This window comes from Janthinobacterium algoris (genome assembly GCF_051380935.1).
In the GTDB taxonomy this organism is placed as follows: Bacteria; Pseudomonadota; Gammaproteobacteria; order Burkholderiales; family Burkholderiaceae_D; genus Janthinobacterium.
In genome coordinates, this window is record NZ_JBNYXZ010000031.1 from 21,355 (window position 1) to 34,774 (window position 13,420).

At 62.3% G+C, this 13,420-nt stretch carries 18 protein-coding genes; 6 read left to right on the forward strand and 12 right to left on the reverse strand.

Features of this window, described 5'->3' with window-relative positions; all coding sequences use genetic code 11:
* Nucleotides 1-93: 93 nt before the first annotated feature.
* The 3 genes from ACQ4W7_RS28320 to ACQ4W7_RS28330 form a co-directional block, all read right to left on the reverse strand.
* The gene (locus tag ACQ4W7_RS28320; RefSeq protein ID WP_426072695.1) at nt 94-741 is read right to left on the reverse strand and encodes a response regulator; all 648 of its coding nucleotides are present in this window, start codon (nt 739-741) and stop codon (nt 94-96) included.
* Between the two features lie 38 nt (nt 742-779).
* Nucleotides 780-2,012 carry a GAF domain-containing sensor histidine kinase gene (locus tag ACQ4W7_RS28325; RefSeq protein ID WP_436535033.1) on the reverse strand — a complete coding sequence of 411 codons (1,233 nt, stop codon included), beginning with the start codon at nt 2,010-2,012 and terminating at the stop codon, nt 780-782.
* Nucleotides 2,013-2,076: 64 nt separating this feature from the next.
* A complete protein-coding gene (locus ACQ4W7_RS28330) occupies nt 2,077-2,658 on the reverse strand; it encodes a DJ-1/PfpI family protein (RefSeq protein ID WP_426072693.1) in 582 nt (193 codons plus the stop codon).
* A gap of 195 nt (nt 2,659-2,853) precedes the next feature.
* Between ACQ4W7_RS28330 and ACQ4W7_RS28335 the strand changes: the two genes are divergently transcribed.
* Both ACQ4W7_RS28335 and ACQ4W7_RS28340 read left to right on the forward strand, forming a co-directional pair.
* Nucleotides 2,854-3,168, forward strand: coding sequence for a hypothetical protein (locus tag ACQ4W7_RS28335; protein WP_436535035.1), 315 nt, complete (start codon nt 2,854-2,856; stop codon nt 3,166-3,168).
* Nucleotides 3,169-3,278: 110 nt separating this feature from the next.
* Complete coding sequence (locus ACQ4W7_RS28340) at nt 3,279-3,578, forward strand: antibiotic biosynthesis monooxygenase family protein (RefSeq protein ID WP_426072691.1); 300 nt, start codon at nt 3,279-3,281, stop codon at nt 3,576-3,578.
* A gap of 142 nt (nt 3,579-3,720) precedes the next feature.
* Here the strand turns inward: ACQ4W7_RS28340 and pncB are convergent, their stop codons facing one another.
* Nucleotides 3,721-4,911, reverse strand: coding sequence for a nicotinate phosphoribosyltransferase (gene pncB, locus ACQ4W7_RS28345; RefSeq protein WP_436535037.1), 1,191 nt, complete (start codon nt 4,909-4,911; stop codon nt 3,721-3,723).
* 77 nt (nt 4,912-4,988) lie between these two features.
* Nucleotides 4,989-5,864, reverse strand: coding sequence for a cysteine hydrolase family protein (locus ACQ4W7_RS28350; RefSeq protein ID WP_436535039.1), 876 nt, complete (start codon nt 5,862-5,864; stop codon nt 4,989-4,991).
* Nucleotides 5,865-5,936: 72 nt separating this feature from the next.
* On the opposite strand from ACQ4W7_RS28350, the gene ACQ4W7_RS28355 reads away from it, so the two are divergent.
* Complete coding sequence (locus ACQ4W7_RS28355; RefSeq protein ID WP_436535041.1) at nt 5,937-6,176, forward strand: TIGR02450 family Trp-rich protein; 240 nt, start codon at nt 5,937-5,939, stop codon at nt 6,174-6,176.
* Here ACQ4W7_RS28355 and ACQ4W7_RS28360 read toward each other — a convergent pair.
* Nucleotides 6,158-6,412, reverse strand: coding sequence for a hypothetical protein (locus ACQ4W7_RS28360; RefSeq protein WP_426072687.1), 255 nt, complete (start codon nt 6,410-6,412; stop codon nt 6,158-6,160). The genes ACQ4W7_RS28355 and ACQ4W7_RS28360 overlap by 19 nt on opposite strands.
* A 136-nt stretch (nt 6,413-6,548) precedes the next feature.
* Here ACQ4W7_RS28360 and ACQ4W7_RS28365 point away from each other — a divergent pair, with 136 nt between their 5' ends.
* Complete coding sequence (locus tag ACQ4W7_RS28365; RefSeq protein ID WP_436535044.1) at nt 6,549-6,848, forward strand: YciI family protein; 300 nt, start codon at nt 6,549-6,551, stop codon at nt 6,846-6,848.
* 17 nt (nt 6,849-6,865) lie between these two features.
* Here ACQ4W7_RS28365 and ACQ4W7_RS28370 read toward each other — a convergent pair whose 3' ends face one another.
* Both ACQ4W7_RS28370 and ACQ4W7_RS28375 read right to left on the reverse strand, forming a co-directional pair.
* Entirely contained in the window at nt 6,866-7,411 is a 546-nt protein-coding gene (locus ACQ4W7_RS28370; RefSeq protein ID WP_426072685.1) for a hypothetical protein, read from the reverse strand.
* A gap of 101 nt (nt 7,412-7,512) precedes the next feature.
* Nucleotides 7,513-8,118: an FMN-dependent NADH-azoreductase gene (locus ACQ4W7_RS28375; protein ID WP_426072684.1), complete on the reverse strand. Its 606-nt coding sequence runs from the start codon at nt 8,116-8,118 to the stop codon at nt 7,513-7,515.
* A 134-nt stretch (nt 8,119-8,252) separates the two neighbouring features.
* On the opposite strand from ACQ4W7_RS28375, the gene ACQ4W7_RS28380 reads away from it, so the two are divergent.
* Together ACQ4W7_RS28380 and ACQ4W7_RS28385 are read left to right on the forward strand one after the other, a co-directional pair.
* A complete protein-coding gene (locus ACQ4W7_RS28380; RefSeq protein WP_426072683.1) occupies nt 8,253-9,167 on the forward strand; it encodes a LysR family transcriptional regulator in 915 nt (304 codons plus the stop codon).
* Nucleotides 9,168-9,217: 50 nt separating this feature from the next.
* Nucleotides 9,218-9,445 (forward strand): hypothetical protein, encoded by a 228-nt coding sequence (locus tag ACQ4W7_RS28385; protein ID WP_426072682.1) that lies wholly within the window; start codon nt 9,218-9,220, stop codon nt 9,443-9,445.
* 11 nt (nt 9,446-9,456) lie between these two features.
* Here ACQ4W7_RS28385 and ACQ4W7_RS28390 read toward each other — a convergent pair whose 3' ends face one another.
* From ACQ4W7_RS28390 to ACQ4W7_RS28405, 4 genes are all read right to left on the reverse strand, one after another.
* A complete protein-coding gene (locus ACQ4W7_RS28390) occupies nt 9,457-9,768 on the reverse strand; it encodes a chaperone modulator CbpM (RefSeq protein ID WP_436535047.1) in 312 nt (103 codons plus the stop codon).
* Between the two features lie 3 nt (nt 9,769-9,771).
* Entirely contained in the window at nt 9,772-10,692 is a 921-nt protein-coding gene (locus ACQ4W7_RS28395; protein ID WP_436535049.1) for a DnaJ C-terminal domain-containing protein, read from the reverse strand.
* A 130-nt stretch (nt 10,693-10,822) separates the two neighbouring features.
* The gene (locus tag ACQ4W7_RS28400; RefSeq protein WP_426072679.1) at nt 10,823-11,515 is read right to left on the reverse strand and encodes a beta/gamma crystallin-related protein; all 693 of its coding nucleotides are present in this window, start codon (nt 11,513-11,515) and stop codon (nt 10,823-10,825) included.
* 160 nt (nt 11,516-11,675) lie between these two features.
* Complete coding sequence (locus ACQ4W7_RS28405) at nt 11,676-12,662, reverse strand: beta/gamma crystallin family protein (protein ID WP_426072678.1); 987 nt, start codon at nt 12,660-12,662, stop codon at nt 11,676-11,678.
* Between the last annotated feature and the right edge of the window lie 758 nt (nt 12,663-13,420).

Genomic DNA, 13,420 nt, shown 5'->3' on the forward strand with positions numbered 1-13,420 from the left:
TACGTCAAAGGAACTAGGGTTGTCTAGGCCGGAACGCCATGCAGATCAAACAATCGCGCATTCCTTGCGCACTATTTGCGCTTTGTTTGATCTTTATTTGCCGAGTTCGCGCTCCACCGCATACACGGCGATCTGCACACGGCTGCTGAGCTTAAGCTTTTTGAGGATATTTTGCACGTGGATTTTCACCGTGCTTTCGGCCACGTCCAGCTGGCGCGCGATTTCCTTGTTGCTCTGGCCGCGCGCCAGGCACGCCATGGCTTCGCGTTCACGCGGCGTCAATTTGTCGTAGTCGGCTTGAGGCGCATTCTGTCCCGCGCGGAACTGCGACACCAGCTTGGCCGTCATGGCGTCGGCGATCACCGATTCGCCGGCGGCGGCGCGGCTAATGGCCTGGCCCAGCTGCTCGGCTTCGATGTTTTTCAGCAGGTAGCCGCGCGCGCCCGCGCGCAGGGCCGCGCCCAGGTCGGCCGCGTTTTCCGATACGGTCAGCATCAGCACCACCATCTGCGGCATGTCTTGCAAGATCAGCTGCAGCGCTTCCACGCCGGTCACGCCGGGCATGTTCAAGTCCATCAGCACCACGTCGGGCCGCAGCTCGGCCGTCAGGCGCACGCCGTCGAGCCCATTCGATGCCTCGCCCACCACCTGGAATAAAGGATTGCGCTGCAGCAGCAGCTTGACGCCGCTGCGCAGCAAGGTGTGGTCGTCGACCAGCAGGATTTTGATTGGAGCGTTCACGTATTTGTATCTTCTAACTGGTAGGAATGAATCGTCTGTTACGCCGCCTGGCGCCGGGCTGCCGGCAAGGCCAGCGAGATCGTCGTGCCGCCGCCGGGCGTGCTGTCGATGGCAAATTGCGCACCCAGCCGCTCGGCTCTTTCCTGCATGATACGCAAGCCGATCTGCAATTCCGTTTTCTTGTCGCGCAGGTTGGCGGCGAAGCCTTCGCCATCGTCGCGCACCTGCAGCGCAAAATCGCGTCCGTTTTCCACGCGCAGGGCCACGTTGCTAGCTTGCGCGTGCTTGCGGATATTCGACAGCGCTTCCTGCACGATGAAGAGGATCTGCAGTTGCTGCTCCGGCGCCAACGGCGCGCCATTGCCGCTCATGTCCAGGGTGCCGACGACACCCGTCTGCAGCTCAAACTTGGCCAGCACTTCGCTGAGCTTGCTTTCCAGGTCGCTGCCATGCCAGCGCGTGCGGAAATTGACCAGCAATTCGCGCACGTCCTGGTAACTCTGTTCGACGCCCATGCGCATTAGCGGCAGCACTTCGGCCGCTTCGTCGAGCTGGCCGCGGCGTACGGAATCGTCGAGCATCTGTACTTGCAAGCTGATGAAGTTCAAGCTTTGCGCGATGCTGTCATGCAAGCCTTCGGCCAGCAGGCTGCGTTCGCGCGCGACGGCGAATTCCTTCTCGCGCGCGATCAGGCGCTGGTTCTCGATGGCAATGCCCAGGCTCTGGCCCAACGTTTCCAGCCAGCCTTGCTGCTGCGCATGCACGGCTTGCGGGCGCGCAAAGTGCAGCGAAAAACTGCCCACCACCTGCTCGCGCGCGAGGATGGGAAAGACGGCGATGGCAATAAATCCTTCGTCCTGGCAACGGTAGCGCTGCAGCGCATCGACCTGGCGGAAATCGCGGATCTGGATCACGCCCTGCGCCACGGCAGCGCCGCACAGGCAATCGTTGTTGCGGATGCAGTGTTCCTCTTCCACCATGGCATCGGAAATACCTTCATGCACGATGATGTGCACGGTGTCTTGTTGCGGATCGAGGATGCGCACGGTGCCGCCCTCGGCCTGCGCGAACTGCATCACGTGGCGCAAGAATCCACGGCACAGCGCATCGATGGCGTGCTGGCCTGCCAGCAAGGTGGAAATGTCATGCAGGGTGGCCAGCTGGCGTTCCTGCGCGGCGCTCAGGCCCGATTCGGCTTGCGCCAGGCGGCGCTGGCGCCAGCGCGACGCTGGAATTTGTTTGCGGGAAGGTTGACTGCGCGGCGCATACATGAAGAACTCGAATCTGAAAAGTGGTGCGCCCGGCAAGCGCTGCGGCCTGCCGGGCTGGTGAAGGTTACAAATGGATCTCGGTACCCAGCAGCTTGACGAACTGCGCCAGCCAGGCCGGATGCGCGGGCCAGGCGGGCGCCGTGACAAACTGGCCATCCGTGACGGCGTCCGTGACGGCGATGTCGGCATACGTGCCGCCCGCCAATTTCACTTCCGGCGCGCAGGCTGGATAGGCGGAAATGCGCTTGCCGCGGATGACGTCGGCGGCGGCCAACAATTGCGCGCCGTGGCAGACGGCCGCGACAGGCTTGCCCGCCTCGGCGAAATGGCGCACGGCGGCGATGACTTTCTCGTTCAGGCGCAGGTATTCGGGCGCGCGGCCGCCGGCGATCATCACGGCGTCATAGTCGGCCGGATCGATTTCGTCGAAGCTGGCGTTCAGGGTGAACAAATGACCCGGCTTTTCCGTGTAGGTCTGGTCGCCCTCGAAATCGTGGATGGCCGTCTTGATCGTCGCGCCGCTTTTCTTGCCGGGACAGACGGCATGCACGGTATGGCCCAGCATCAGCAGGGCCTGGAATGGCACCATCGTTTCATAATCTTCTGCAAAATCGCCGGTCAAAAACAGAATTTTCTTCGCTGCCATTTAGTTCTCCTATGAAAGATTGACCCCGCATTCCTGCCTGCAGGACGCACCGCAAGGCGTATCTTAGCGCGACTTGGCAGCCATACTGGATATTTATCAAACTTTTGCGCCTTGATCGATGATTTTACAGGCTGAGGCAGAATTTTTTACAGGCTTGCAGGTCAAACTCAAATATCCCTACTGGAAAGCCTGGCCATGAGCACCTCCACCCGCCCCCTTGTTTCGCCTGCCCTGATCCGCATCTTCGACCAGCTTGCCGATGCGCAGCAGGCCCGCAACGCGCTGCTGGAGCAAGGTTTCCCCGCGCACGCAGTCGAACTCGACACAGTCGACGACGAGGCCGTCCCCGTGCAGGGCAAGGCGACGTGGCGCGGCATGTTCCGCCTTGTCGTCGCCGTGCACCAGGCCGGGGACAGCGAACGGGCCGCCGCCATCGTGCAGGCGCATGGCGGCAGCGACATCGAACAGCGCACGGCCAGCCATGCTGGCCGCAAACGATGGCAAGGGTGATGGCGAGGCGGATGGCAGCGAACAAGCGGCCGCGCACTGAGCGCGGTCCTCCCTCGCGCGGCCAAATTATGGCAAGATCAAGCTTCCTTCATTCCACAGTGGAACTTGCCATGATTTTTGAAATTGCCCATATCCAGATCAAATCGGCCACGCATGCTGCCTTCGAGGCGGCCGTCGCCAAGGCCGTGCCCCTGTTCCAGCGCGCGCGCGGCTGCGAGTCCATGCGCCTGGAGCGCTCGATCGAAAATGGCGACGCCTACCGCCTGGTGGTCGGCTGGACGACGCTCGAAGACCATACCGTGCATTTCCGCGGCAGCGACGACTTCCAGGCATGGCGCGGTCTGGTCGGCGAATTTTTCGCCGCCCCGCCCCAGGTCGAGCACATGAACACGGTGGTCGCAGGCTTCTAGACCGACAATCAAGCGCCCGACAGAAGCGTAGCGAGCGGCAGCAAGTTGTGGCCGAGAAGCGGAACTGTGCTGGGCACGGGGCCGCCGAGGCAGTGAGCATCGGAGGCCGCAAATTGCGACGCGCAGTAGCTTATGTCAGCGCTTACACGGCGGGATGGTGAAACACCTGCCGTAAGTAGGCGAGAAAGGTTTCATCCTTGCACAGGGTCTTGCCCGGCGAATCCGACAATTTCGCCACCGACTGGCCATTGCAGCGCACCAGTTTCATGACAATGTTGAGCGGCGTCAAAGCCACATCGTTGGTCAGATTGGTGCCGATGCCAAAGCCCGTCATGATGCGGTCGGCGAAGTGCTGGTACAGGGCAAAGGCCTTGTCCAGGTCCAGGCCGTCGGAAAACACGAGGCGCTTGGTATTGGCGTCGATGCGCAGGGCCGCGTAGTGGGCCAGCGCCTTTTCGCCCCACTCGACGGGGTCGCCCGAATCGTGGCGCAAGCCGTCGAACAGCTTGGCGAAATACAGGTCGAAGTCGGCCAGGAAGGCATCCATGCCGACCACGTCGGTCAGGGCGATGCCCAGGTCGCCACGGTATTCCTGCACCCAGTCTTCCAGTGCCGCCTTTTGAAAGTCGCGCAGGCGCACGCCGAACGACTGGAATGACTGCATGTATTCATGCGCCATGGTGCCGATCGGCACGATGCCCAGTTTTTTTGCCAGGTACACATTCGACGTGCCTTTAAAATATTCCGGCACTTCCTGCGCCAGGCGCTGCACCACCTCGTCGTGCCACGCGCCGGAAAAACGCCGGCGCACGCCGAAATCGGAAAATTCAAATGGATGCTTGCGCCGCGGCAGCTTGCCGAATTCCTTGACGGCCGCCACTTTCAAGCCCAGGCGGTGACGCCCTTCGCGCATGGCCGCGTCCAGGTCGAAACGGCGGAAATACAGTTCGTTGATGATGTACAGCACGAAAATCTCGAAACCCATCACGTGTACTTGCGGCCCGGCCGCGTGCACCAGCAGGGTGTCGCCATCCGTGCTGACCTCGATGAACTTGCGCTGGAAGCGGAAGACCGTCAAAAAGTCGACGAAATCGCTCTTCATGAAGCGCAGGGTGCGCAAATAGGCCAGCTCGTCGTCGGCAAACGACATCGAGCACAGGTGGTCGAGCTGTACTTCCAGTTCGCCCTTCAGTTCAGCCAGGGGAAAGGCGGTGGCGTTACGGCAGACAAATTCGTATTCGGTATGGGTATTCGGATGACCGTGCAGCAAGGCTTGCCACATTGTAAATTTATACAGATCGGTTTCCAGCAAACTGCGCACTATCGGGGTCATGTGTGTTTTCTCCAACTTCCTGAAGCCAGAATAGTACGCCACCGCAAGCATTTCAGCTGGGCACGTTCGACAGTGGCTCAGGCAGCCGCGTTGTGCCGCGCGTTGGCCAGCAATTCGGGCAAGACATCGGCGGAAGTGGCCAGCCGCGCGCCGCGCTCTTGCATGGCAGCCAGGAAGTCGCGCTGCTGCGCTGCAAAACCCGTGACGGGGCTCATGCAGTCGGTCAGCAGCACCAGCCGCGCCAGGGCCGGCTTGCCTTGCTGCGCCTGCAGGTAGTCGGCGATATGCTCCGTGCTGGCTTTCACGCAGTGGCTACCCGCTTCGCCGGCAACATAAATCTGCTGCGCCGGCAGCAAGGTGGCGAGGAAATCCAGGTTCAGCTGGGTGGCCGCATCTTGCGCGTCGGGCACTTCCGCCATGACTGCCGAGTAATGCTCGGTCCACGGGTTGGAACCCTTGCTCAGCTTGGCCACTACTTGCAGTTGATCCACTTCCCAGCCGTTATAGGCGGCCCGCACGGCCGCATGGATATTCTGGCCCCAACTGCCGATCTCGCAGTGCACGGGCCACACCATCAGCTGATAGCGGCCCGCTTGCTGCAAGGCATCGAGGTAGGCCAGCGCGCGCGGCAAAGCGCCGCTGGCGGCGGGCAAAAACAGGCGGTCGCGCACCTGCTGCGCGCTGATCTGGGTAAACGGCGTGACGGGAGCGCCATCGCCCGTGCGCCAGAAGGCGGGGTGGGCGATGTCGTAGCGGTGATGGGCATCGAGCGTCACGCTGATCTGCGTCAAACCGCTGCCCCCTTCACGGATCAGCTGCGCCACGCGCAGCATATCGGCGTGGGCGCCGGGCACGGCCAGCGCCGGTGCGGCGCCGGCAGGCAGCCATTCGGCGGGCAAGTCGCAAAAATCGTTTTGCGGGTCGATAACGAGCAGGTGCAGCTGGCGTTTCATGGCGGTCCTCGTGCGTGGCGGGAAGTTGCATGATAATGGCAACATCGCCATCACGCCAATCCAGGGGCCACCATGAAGCTTGCCAATCACAATAACTTGCGTCCGAATAAATTACTGAACAGCAAATGGACAGCCGTCACGCCTGCCAACAAGGAAAAACACTTCCTCGTCATCAAGCTATGTGCAACAGCCACGCAGGATGAACCCATCACGCACGTGGAGCTGGAAGCCGTGCATTCCGGCCGCGTGCAGATCCTGCCATGGCGCGCACTGCAGGATGCGGCGCAGTGGCATCAGGGATGGAAGACATAACGGCGCCGGCGCCGCTCGACCAGCTTGACGGCCACCTCTCCCGCTTCCGCCATGGCGTCCGCCTCCGTTGTAAACTGGTGGTCAGCCAACACCCGGCGCTTGCGCAGCAGATTCACCCGGTGCATGGGGTTGGGCGAGGGGGCGTAGATGGCGACGTAGGCGCCCCATAGCTTGCAGCCGCGCAAGCGCTCTGCCGTGTAATTCACTTCATAAAAATCAACATACTTTATCGGCACGATGTGCGCTCCAAAAATGACATGGCCGGACAGCTTGTCTCTACGGACTGACGCGGTGAGGGTAAAACCATGCGCTCGCGATTGCTCAGGATACTTAATTCAGCTCTCTTTTTATCACGCGGCACAGGAGAAAAAGATGAATGACTACATCATCTTCATGCATGACGACACGGCAACACCAATGGACAGCGCCACTTCCGCCTGGCAAGACTACTTCGCCATGCTCAGGGCCAGTGGCCGCTTCTGCGGTGGCAGCTCCATCGGGCCCGGCATCTGCGTGCATCGGTCAGGTCAGGCCAGGCCAGTCACGCCACACTTGTCAGGCTATCTACGTGTGCAAGCTGAAAGTATAGACGATGCGAAAAAATTATTGCTGGGCAACCCTGTACTGAACGCAGGTGGCACGGTGGAAATCCGCGAGCTGCCGCGCGATTGACACAGCATGGCTGGCGCCTATTTTCCTGCCTCGGCAGCGGCATGCATGGACCAGACGACGCTGAGGATTTTCCATTCGCCGTCGCGCTTAACCATTTGCCACGCTTCCACGCCATAGTTCGACAATTTTTCGCCGACCAGGAATTCATAGTCGAAATTGACCCACGCCACATGGCGGTCCTGGGTGATCTTGACGTTGTAGAATTTTTCTTCCGTGCGCAAGGGTTCGCGCTTGATGAAGTTGGCGAAACCGACATAGCCGGCCGCTCCGATGCCGTCGAAGTGAACGTCCGTCGTATCGCGCATTTTCTTGATGAAACCGTCGTCGGCCGGCGCGGCGAACAGGATGTTTGTGTGCAGCATCAGCGACGACAGCAGCTTGACATCCTTGGCGATCAAGGCCGCCTGGAAGTCGGCGACAACCTTTTCGATGGCGCGGATATCCTCGGGCGTGGAAGTGACGCGGCCGACGTGGGGCGGCGCCACTGGCGCAGTTTGCGCCTGCACAGTCCCTGCCGCCAGCAGGGAACATCCGAACAGTACTGCGCTTGCCAACTTGTGCATGGGAGACTTTCATGGCGAACCGCTCGCCGGGCTGACACGGGGCGTGCCGCCGGCAAGCTTATGTCAACCATGGCAGATTGGCAATCCCCTGGAGACCTGGCTCAGGCAGCCAGGGCCTCGATCGAAGCGCGGCCCTTGGCGATCGCACTGGCGACGGCGTCCTCGCCCATGGCCACGCCTTCGGCTTGCACGAACTCGATATCGGTGATGCCGATGAAGCCCAGCGCCGTGCGCAGATAGGTGCTCAGGTAGTCATACGCGGCGCCCGGACCTGCGCTGTAGACGCCGCCGCTGGCCGTGAAAATAAGCGCTTTCTTGCCCGTGGCCAGGCCGACGGGGCCGGTGGCCGTGTACTGGAAAGTGCGGCCGGCGCGCGCCACGTGGTCAATCCACGCCTTCAGGGTCGAGGGCACGGAAAAGTTGTACATGGGCGCGGCCAGCACCAGCACGTCGGCGGCCAGCAATTCATCGACCAGGGTATCGGACAATTGCACGGCCGCAGCCGCCTGCGCGCTGCGCTGTTCGGCCGGCGTGAAGAAGGCGCTCATCACCTCTTCCGTCAGGTGCGGCACGGGCTGCAAGGCCAGGTCGCGTTCGACAACGCTGGCCCCTTGCGCAGCCAGTTTCGCGACGAATTCGCCGGACAATTGGCGCGACAGGGAACCGCTGTTACGCACGCTGCTATTGATGTGTAAGACCTTGCTCATGAATTGCTCCTGTGGAAATGGGTGACGGGATGGACCATGTCGCAGCCCTTGCACACAGCATAGTTCGGGTCTACCATCGATGAAACCGTATAAATATAAATGTTTAGCATCGAAATTCTAGATATGGAGTTGCCATGAGAGAACCGGGCCAGCCTTCGCTCGACCAGTTGCGCGTGTTCGTCGCCGTCATCGACGCGGGCGGCTTCGCCCACGCGGCGCGCCAGCTGCACCGCACGCAGTCGGTGATCAGCTACACCATCGCCAACCTGGAAGAACAACTGAATGTGGTATTGCTCGACCGCAGCAAGCGCAAGCCCACCCTGACGGACGCGGGCAAGGCCCTGCTGGCCGATGCGCGCGCCGTGGCCCTGAAGGTCGATGGCATGCGCGCGCGCGCCAAGGCGCTGGCCGGCGGGCTAGAAGCGGAGGTATCGGTGGTGGTCGACGTGATGTTTCCCACCTGCGTGCTGGTACGCGTTCTGGAAGCGTTCCAGGCGCAGTTCCCCACCGTCGCCCTGCGCCTGCGCATCGAAGCCATGGGCGCCGTGGCGCAGCTGGTGATGGATGGCAGCTGTCACATCGGCCTCGGTGGCTGGATGACGGCCACGGCCAGCGTCTTCGAGCGCCTGGCCGTGGGCCACGTGCGCCTGATTCCCGTGGCCGCGCCCAGCCACGCGCTGGCGCTGCAGGCAGGACCGATTGCCTCCAACGTGGCGCGCGAACACGTGCAGTTGGTGCTCAGCGACCGCAGCGACCTGACGCAGGGCCAGGATTTCGGCGTGCTGGGATTGCGCAACTGGCGCCTGGGCGACCTCGGTTCCAAGCACGCCTTGCTGCGCGCGGGCCTGGGCTGGGGCAACATGCCCGAAGCGATGGTGCGCGAGGATTTGGCGGCAGGACGGCTGGTGCACCTGCCGCTGGCCGTCGACAAGGGCGAGAATTATCCGATTTACCTGATCCAGCGCGCCGACACGCCGCCCGGCCAGGCGGGCAAGTGGCTCACCGAGCGTTTTGCGGAGCAGTTGCCATTACTGGAGCAAGTCTTCTAGAAGCGCGCGCAGGCAGGTATCATGCGCGCATACATTGATAAGGAACCACCATGGCCGGCATCGACGACTTCGTCAACAAACAAAAACCTGGCGCGCGCTTCGTCATCACGGCGCAGATGCTGCGCATGACGCCGCAGCAGTTCGACTCCGTGGCGCAGGAATGGATGGAAGACGGCGGCCCCGGCTTCGACGTGGCCGGCATCCCGCACAGGGTCGTCGTCGATGGGCAATTCTACATTGGCCGGATCACCGTGCAGCGGCACGGCGAGCCGGCCTAAGGGCGAATGGTCTAATCGACGCCCAGCACGTGCAGGCGGCGGCGCAGGCGCGCCACTTCTTCCGACAAATCGACCACCAGCGCGGCCAGTTCGGCATTCGCGTCGAACACGGATTCAATTTCGTGCAGGCGGCGCGCGCGCACCAGGTCCAGGCTGGTGAAGCGCCAGGCCGTCAATTGCCCCGCTGGTGGGCCGTCCTGCAGCAGCACGCCCGTCCGCACGTGCTGCACCACCCAGTCCGGCTCCACGGCGCAGGCGCGCGCCAGTTCTTCCAGGCTCAGGGCACGGTCTTCGAGCAATTCGCCAATTACCTTGTTTGTCATGATTTACCCTCCCAGCTTCTGGCGCGGATTGAAAGCCATCTCGCGCGCCATGGTTGCATACAGTTCGCGCGCCTTGTCGTCGTTTGCCGGCGGCAGCACCACTTCCAGCAGTAAATACAAGTCGCCCGGCTGGGCGGCGGGAATGCCGCGCCCCTTCAGGCGCAGCTTGCGCCCCGTCTGCGAATTGGGCGGGACGGTGACTGCCACCGTGCCCGATGGCGTGGGCACATCGATTTCGCCGCCCAGCGCCGCCTCCCATGGCGTGACGGGCACCGTCTCGAACACGTCGCGCCCTTCCACCTTGTAGCGTGCATCGGGCTGGAAGCGGATTTCCAGATACAGATCGCCGGCTGGCGCGCCGCCGCTGCCAGGATGGCCCTGGCCCTTCATGCGCAGCTGCTGGCCCTCCGTGACGCCTTTCGGTATCGTCACTTCCAGGGTGCGCTCGCGCGTCACCACATGGCCTTGCGCGTCCGCTTCGGGCACGCGCATGACGATGTGGCGTTTGGCGCCCTGATAGCTGTCGTGCACATCGATGGTGATGGCGGCGTGGCTGTCCTCGCCCTGCATCTGGAAACTGCCGCCGGCGCGGCGGCGCCCGCCCACGTGGGCAAACAGGTCGGCAAAGAAGTCGCTGTCGTCGGCGCCCGACGATTCGTAGCCCGAACCCCAGTCCGGCGGGGGCCGGAATGGCTGGCCTTGGGCGCCTTGGTTACGCCCCAGTTCATCGTAGGCGGCGCGCTTTTCTGCGTCGCCCAGGACGCCGTAAGCCTCATTCAGGGCCTTGGTGCGCTTGTCGGCGTCCGGTTCCTTGCTCACGTCGGGGTGGTATTTGCGTACCAGCTTACGGTACGCCTTCTTGATCTCGGCCTCGGTTGCCGTCTTCTCGACGCCAAGCTCCTTGTAGTAGTCCTTGTATTCCACCGTGCCTGCTCCCCATGGTTGAACTGTCTGTGGGAAGAGTACACGAATTGGCTGTGGCATAGCGTGCGCACAATACAACAGCGCCCGCGAACATGGGTCACGCGGGCGCTGGAAGGCAAGGCCGAAACGCTTAGCGCACGCGGCGCAGCGAGGAAATGCGGCGATCGAGGCCACCGTGCAGGCGGCCATAGCTGCCTGGTCCCATCACCACGCAGCGGCCACGGAAGTTGGCATCGACGCAGAACTCCCAGCGGCCGTAATTAACGACGACCGATTCGGCGCGGTCGTTGAAGCCATAGCGGCTCAAATCATGCACTTCGCGGTCCAGGCGCACGGGCCGGCCGCGCATGCCGGCATCGGGGAACATCAGCACGGCGCCATTCATGTCGGGACGGTGTCCGCCGCCATGGCCTGGATAACCGGGATGAGGACGCTCCGGCTCCGGACGCGGAGGGCGCGGCGGGTAGGGACGGTGATCGGGACGGTGGTCGCCGCCGCCATGGCCCGGGCGGCCCACTTCGCGCACCGAGGACACGGCGTCGTTCATGCCCGGCATGCTGTCGTAGCGGCCAGGCTGCAGCACGCGGCAGTTGCTCCGGTAATTGGCGTCCTTGCACACTTCCCAGGTGCCCGAGCGCACGATGATGCTGGAGGTCTTGTCGTTAAAGCCCATGCGCGACAGGTCGCCCGTGTCGGAACGCAGGGTGACCGGGCGGCCGCGAAAACCGGCGTCCTGGAACAGGGTGATTTCGCCCGCGGATGCGGCAAGGGGAGCGAGGAAGGTGGCGGCGCACAGCAGCGCGGGCCGGAAAGATCGAACCATGACAACTCCAATACTGATTACATTTTCGCCAGTGTAGTCCAGGCGGCAGGCGGCGAGTGTAACAAAGGGCAAGCAAATGTCAGCACACGGCTGGGAATGTAAAAACCGCCTGGCGGGATCAACCCGGCAGGCGGCCTGTCAGCATGTGTGCTGGAGAAAATCAGCGCACGCGGCGCAGCGAGGAAATCTGGTTTTCCATGCCGTTCAGGCGACCGTATTCGCCCGGTCCGATCACTTCGCAGCGGCCACGGAAGTTCGAATCGCTGCACACTTCCCACTGGCCCTCGTTGACGACGATGGACGAGGCGCGGTCATTGAAGTTGTAGCGCACCAGGTCTTCCGCATTGCGGTCCAGCGCCAGCGGCTCGCCGCGCATGCCCGCTTCGGGGAACAGCAAGACAGCGCCGCGTTCCTGGTACTGTGGCTGCTGGTACTGCGGATATTGCGGGTATTGCGGCTGCTGGTAAGGCTGTTCGTACTGCTGCTGGCGCCGCGCTTCGCGCTCGTCGACCATGCGCGCCGACGAGACGCGCCCATCGAGGCCGCGCCCCAGGTCGTCGTGACGGCCTGGCCCGAAGATGCGGCACACGCCGTTATAGTTCGCGTCGCTGCACAGCTGCCAGTAGCCGTTATGGATGACGATGCTGGTGGTGCGGTCGTTGAAACCGATGCTGACGAAATCGTCCGTATCGCGGTTCAGCCGCGCCGAGCCGCCATTCTGTCCCGCGCCCGAATACACCTCCAGGCTGCCGCCACGGCCATAGCCGCCATGGCCACGGTCTGGGTCGCGTCCGGGGCGTCCCGGATTGTAGCCATCGCCGCGCCCCGTTTCACGCACTGAACTGATGGCGTCGTTCATGCCCGGCATCGAGCGGTATTCGCCCGGCCCCAAGGTCTTGCATCTGCCACGGAAGCCGGCGTCGGTACACACATCCCAGGTGCCTGAACGCACCAGGATGCTCGACACCTTGTCATTGAAGCCAAAGCGCGACAGCTCGTCTGTCGTCTCGCGCAGGTTCACGGCGCGGCCCCGGAAATCAACGTCTTCGAACAAGGTGATATCGCCCGCGTGGGCGGCCGCATGGGCTCCCAGCGAAAGCAGCAAGGTCGCCGCGCATGCCAGCGCGTGTTTGAAAGGGCCCGTCATGATTAACTCCATTCTTCATTCTTTGGTGATGATTTAGCTGGCTGTTGCGCCAGGATGCTAGTGTAACAAGTGCTCGCCCGCGCGGAAGGTCGCCGGCGCTTTCCAAGGTCAATCAAGACAAATGCATGATCGACAAGACAACTGATGTCAGTGTAGCCATCCGTAGAAAAAACGGTGTAACAAAGTATGAAAAAAGGTCAACAAATTGTTACCAAAAGCAATAACAGGCCCTGCGCGAGCCGGTTATTGCCATTTGGCGTACTACCTGCCCCGCATCAGCGCACTGCGCGCACCGACGAGATGCGGTTGCTCAGGCGCTCCAGACGCGCGAACGTCCCCCTTCCCCCTTCCCGCGCACACGCACATGCGCACGCTCTCTGCACCGTGCCGTTGAAGTCACGTTCACGCAAATCAGCGGCGCCATTGCGCACGCGCAAACTGCGGCGACAAAGTGATCGCGCGCGTGCAAAGTCAGTTCGCCGGCGCCGGCCAGTTCGGCCGTGATGGCGACGCCCAGCTTCAATATGGTCTTACTCCATAGTCAGGATAATGCGGTGTGACTATTTGCTCATCTTGCCAGAGAGCCCGCAGTCTATCCGCGACTGGCCCACTTAGCTGTAACAAATGATTACCGCACCCGGGCAGGGCGATTGCATGAAGGATTAGTGCTCGGTTTGGCCGTAGGGCAAAAATATTGCTTGTAAACCTGCCAAGAAAGGCGTTTACTTTCAATATTTGGACGCGCAAATGGCAAACGA

Coding starts and splice junctions, on each gene's coding strand:
- ACQ4W7_RS28405 (WP_426072678.1), bottom strand. CDS start 12,662: ATGACGGGCCCTTTCAAACACGCGCTGGCATGCGCGGCGACCTTGCTG.
- ACQ4W7_RS28400 (WP_426072679.1), bottom strand. CDS start 11,515: ATGGTTCGATCTTTCCGGCCCGCGCTGCTGTGCGCCGCCACCTTCCTC.
- ACQ4W7_RS28330 (WP_426072693.1), bottom strand. CDS start 2,658: ATGGCAGCGAAGAAAATTCTGTTTTTGACCGGCGATTTTGCAGAAGAT.
- ACQ4W7_RS28340 (WP_426072691.1), top strand. CDS start 3,279: ATGATTTTTGAAATTGCCCATATCCAGATCAAATCGGCCACGCATGCT.
- ACQ4W7_RS28375 (WP_426072684.1), bottom strand. CDS start 8,118: ATGAGCAAGGTCTTACACATCAATAGCAGCGTGCGTAACAGCGGTTCC.
- ACQ4W7_RS28335 (WP_436535035.1), top strand. CDS start 2,854: ATGAGCACCTCCACCCGCCCCCTTGTTTCGCCTGCCCTGATCCGCATC.
- ACQ4W7_RS28355 (WP_436535041.1), top strand. CDS start 5,937: ATGAAGCTTGCCAATCACAATAACTTGCGTCCGAATAAATTACTGAAC.
- ACQ4W7_RS28350 (WP_436535039.1), bottom strand. CDS start 5,864: ATGAAACGCCAGCTGCACCTGCTCGTTATCGACCCGCAAAACGATTTT.
- ACQ4W7_RS28365 (WP_436535044.1), top strand. CDS start 6,549: ATGAATGACTACATCATCTTCATGCATGACGACACGGCAACACCAATG.
- ACQ4W7_RS28370 (WP_426072685.1), bottom strand. CDS start 7,411: ATGCACAAGTTGGCAAGCGCAGTACTGTTCGGATGTTCCCTGCTGGCG.
- ACQ4W7_RS28385 (WP_426072682.1), top strand. CDS start 9,218: ATGGCCGGCATCGACGACTTCGTCAACAAACAAAAACCTGGCGCGCGC.
- ACQ4W7_RS28325 (WP_436535033.1), bottom strand. CDS start 2,012: ATGTATGCGCCGCGCAGTCAACCTTCCCGCAAACAAATTCCAGCGTCG.
- pncB (WP_436535037.1), bottom strand. CDS start 4,911: ATGACCCCGATAGTGCGCAGTTTGCTGGAAACCGATCTGTATAAATTT.
- ACQ4W7_RS28390 (WP_436535047.1), bottom strand. CDS start 9,768: ATGACAAACAAGGTAATTGGCGAATTGCTCGAAGACCGTGCCCTGAGC.
- ACQ4W7_RS28380 (WP_426072683.1), top strand. CDS start 8,253: ATGAGAGAACCGGGCCAGCCTTCGCTCGACCAGTTGCGCGTGTTCGTC.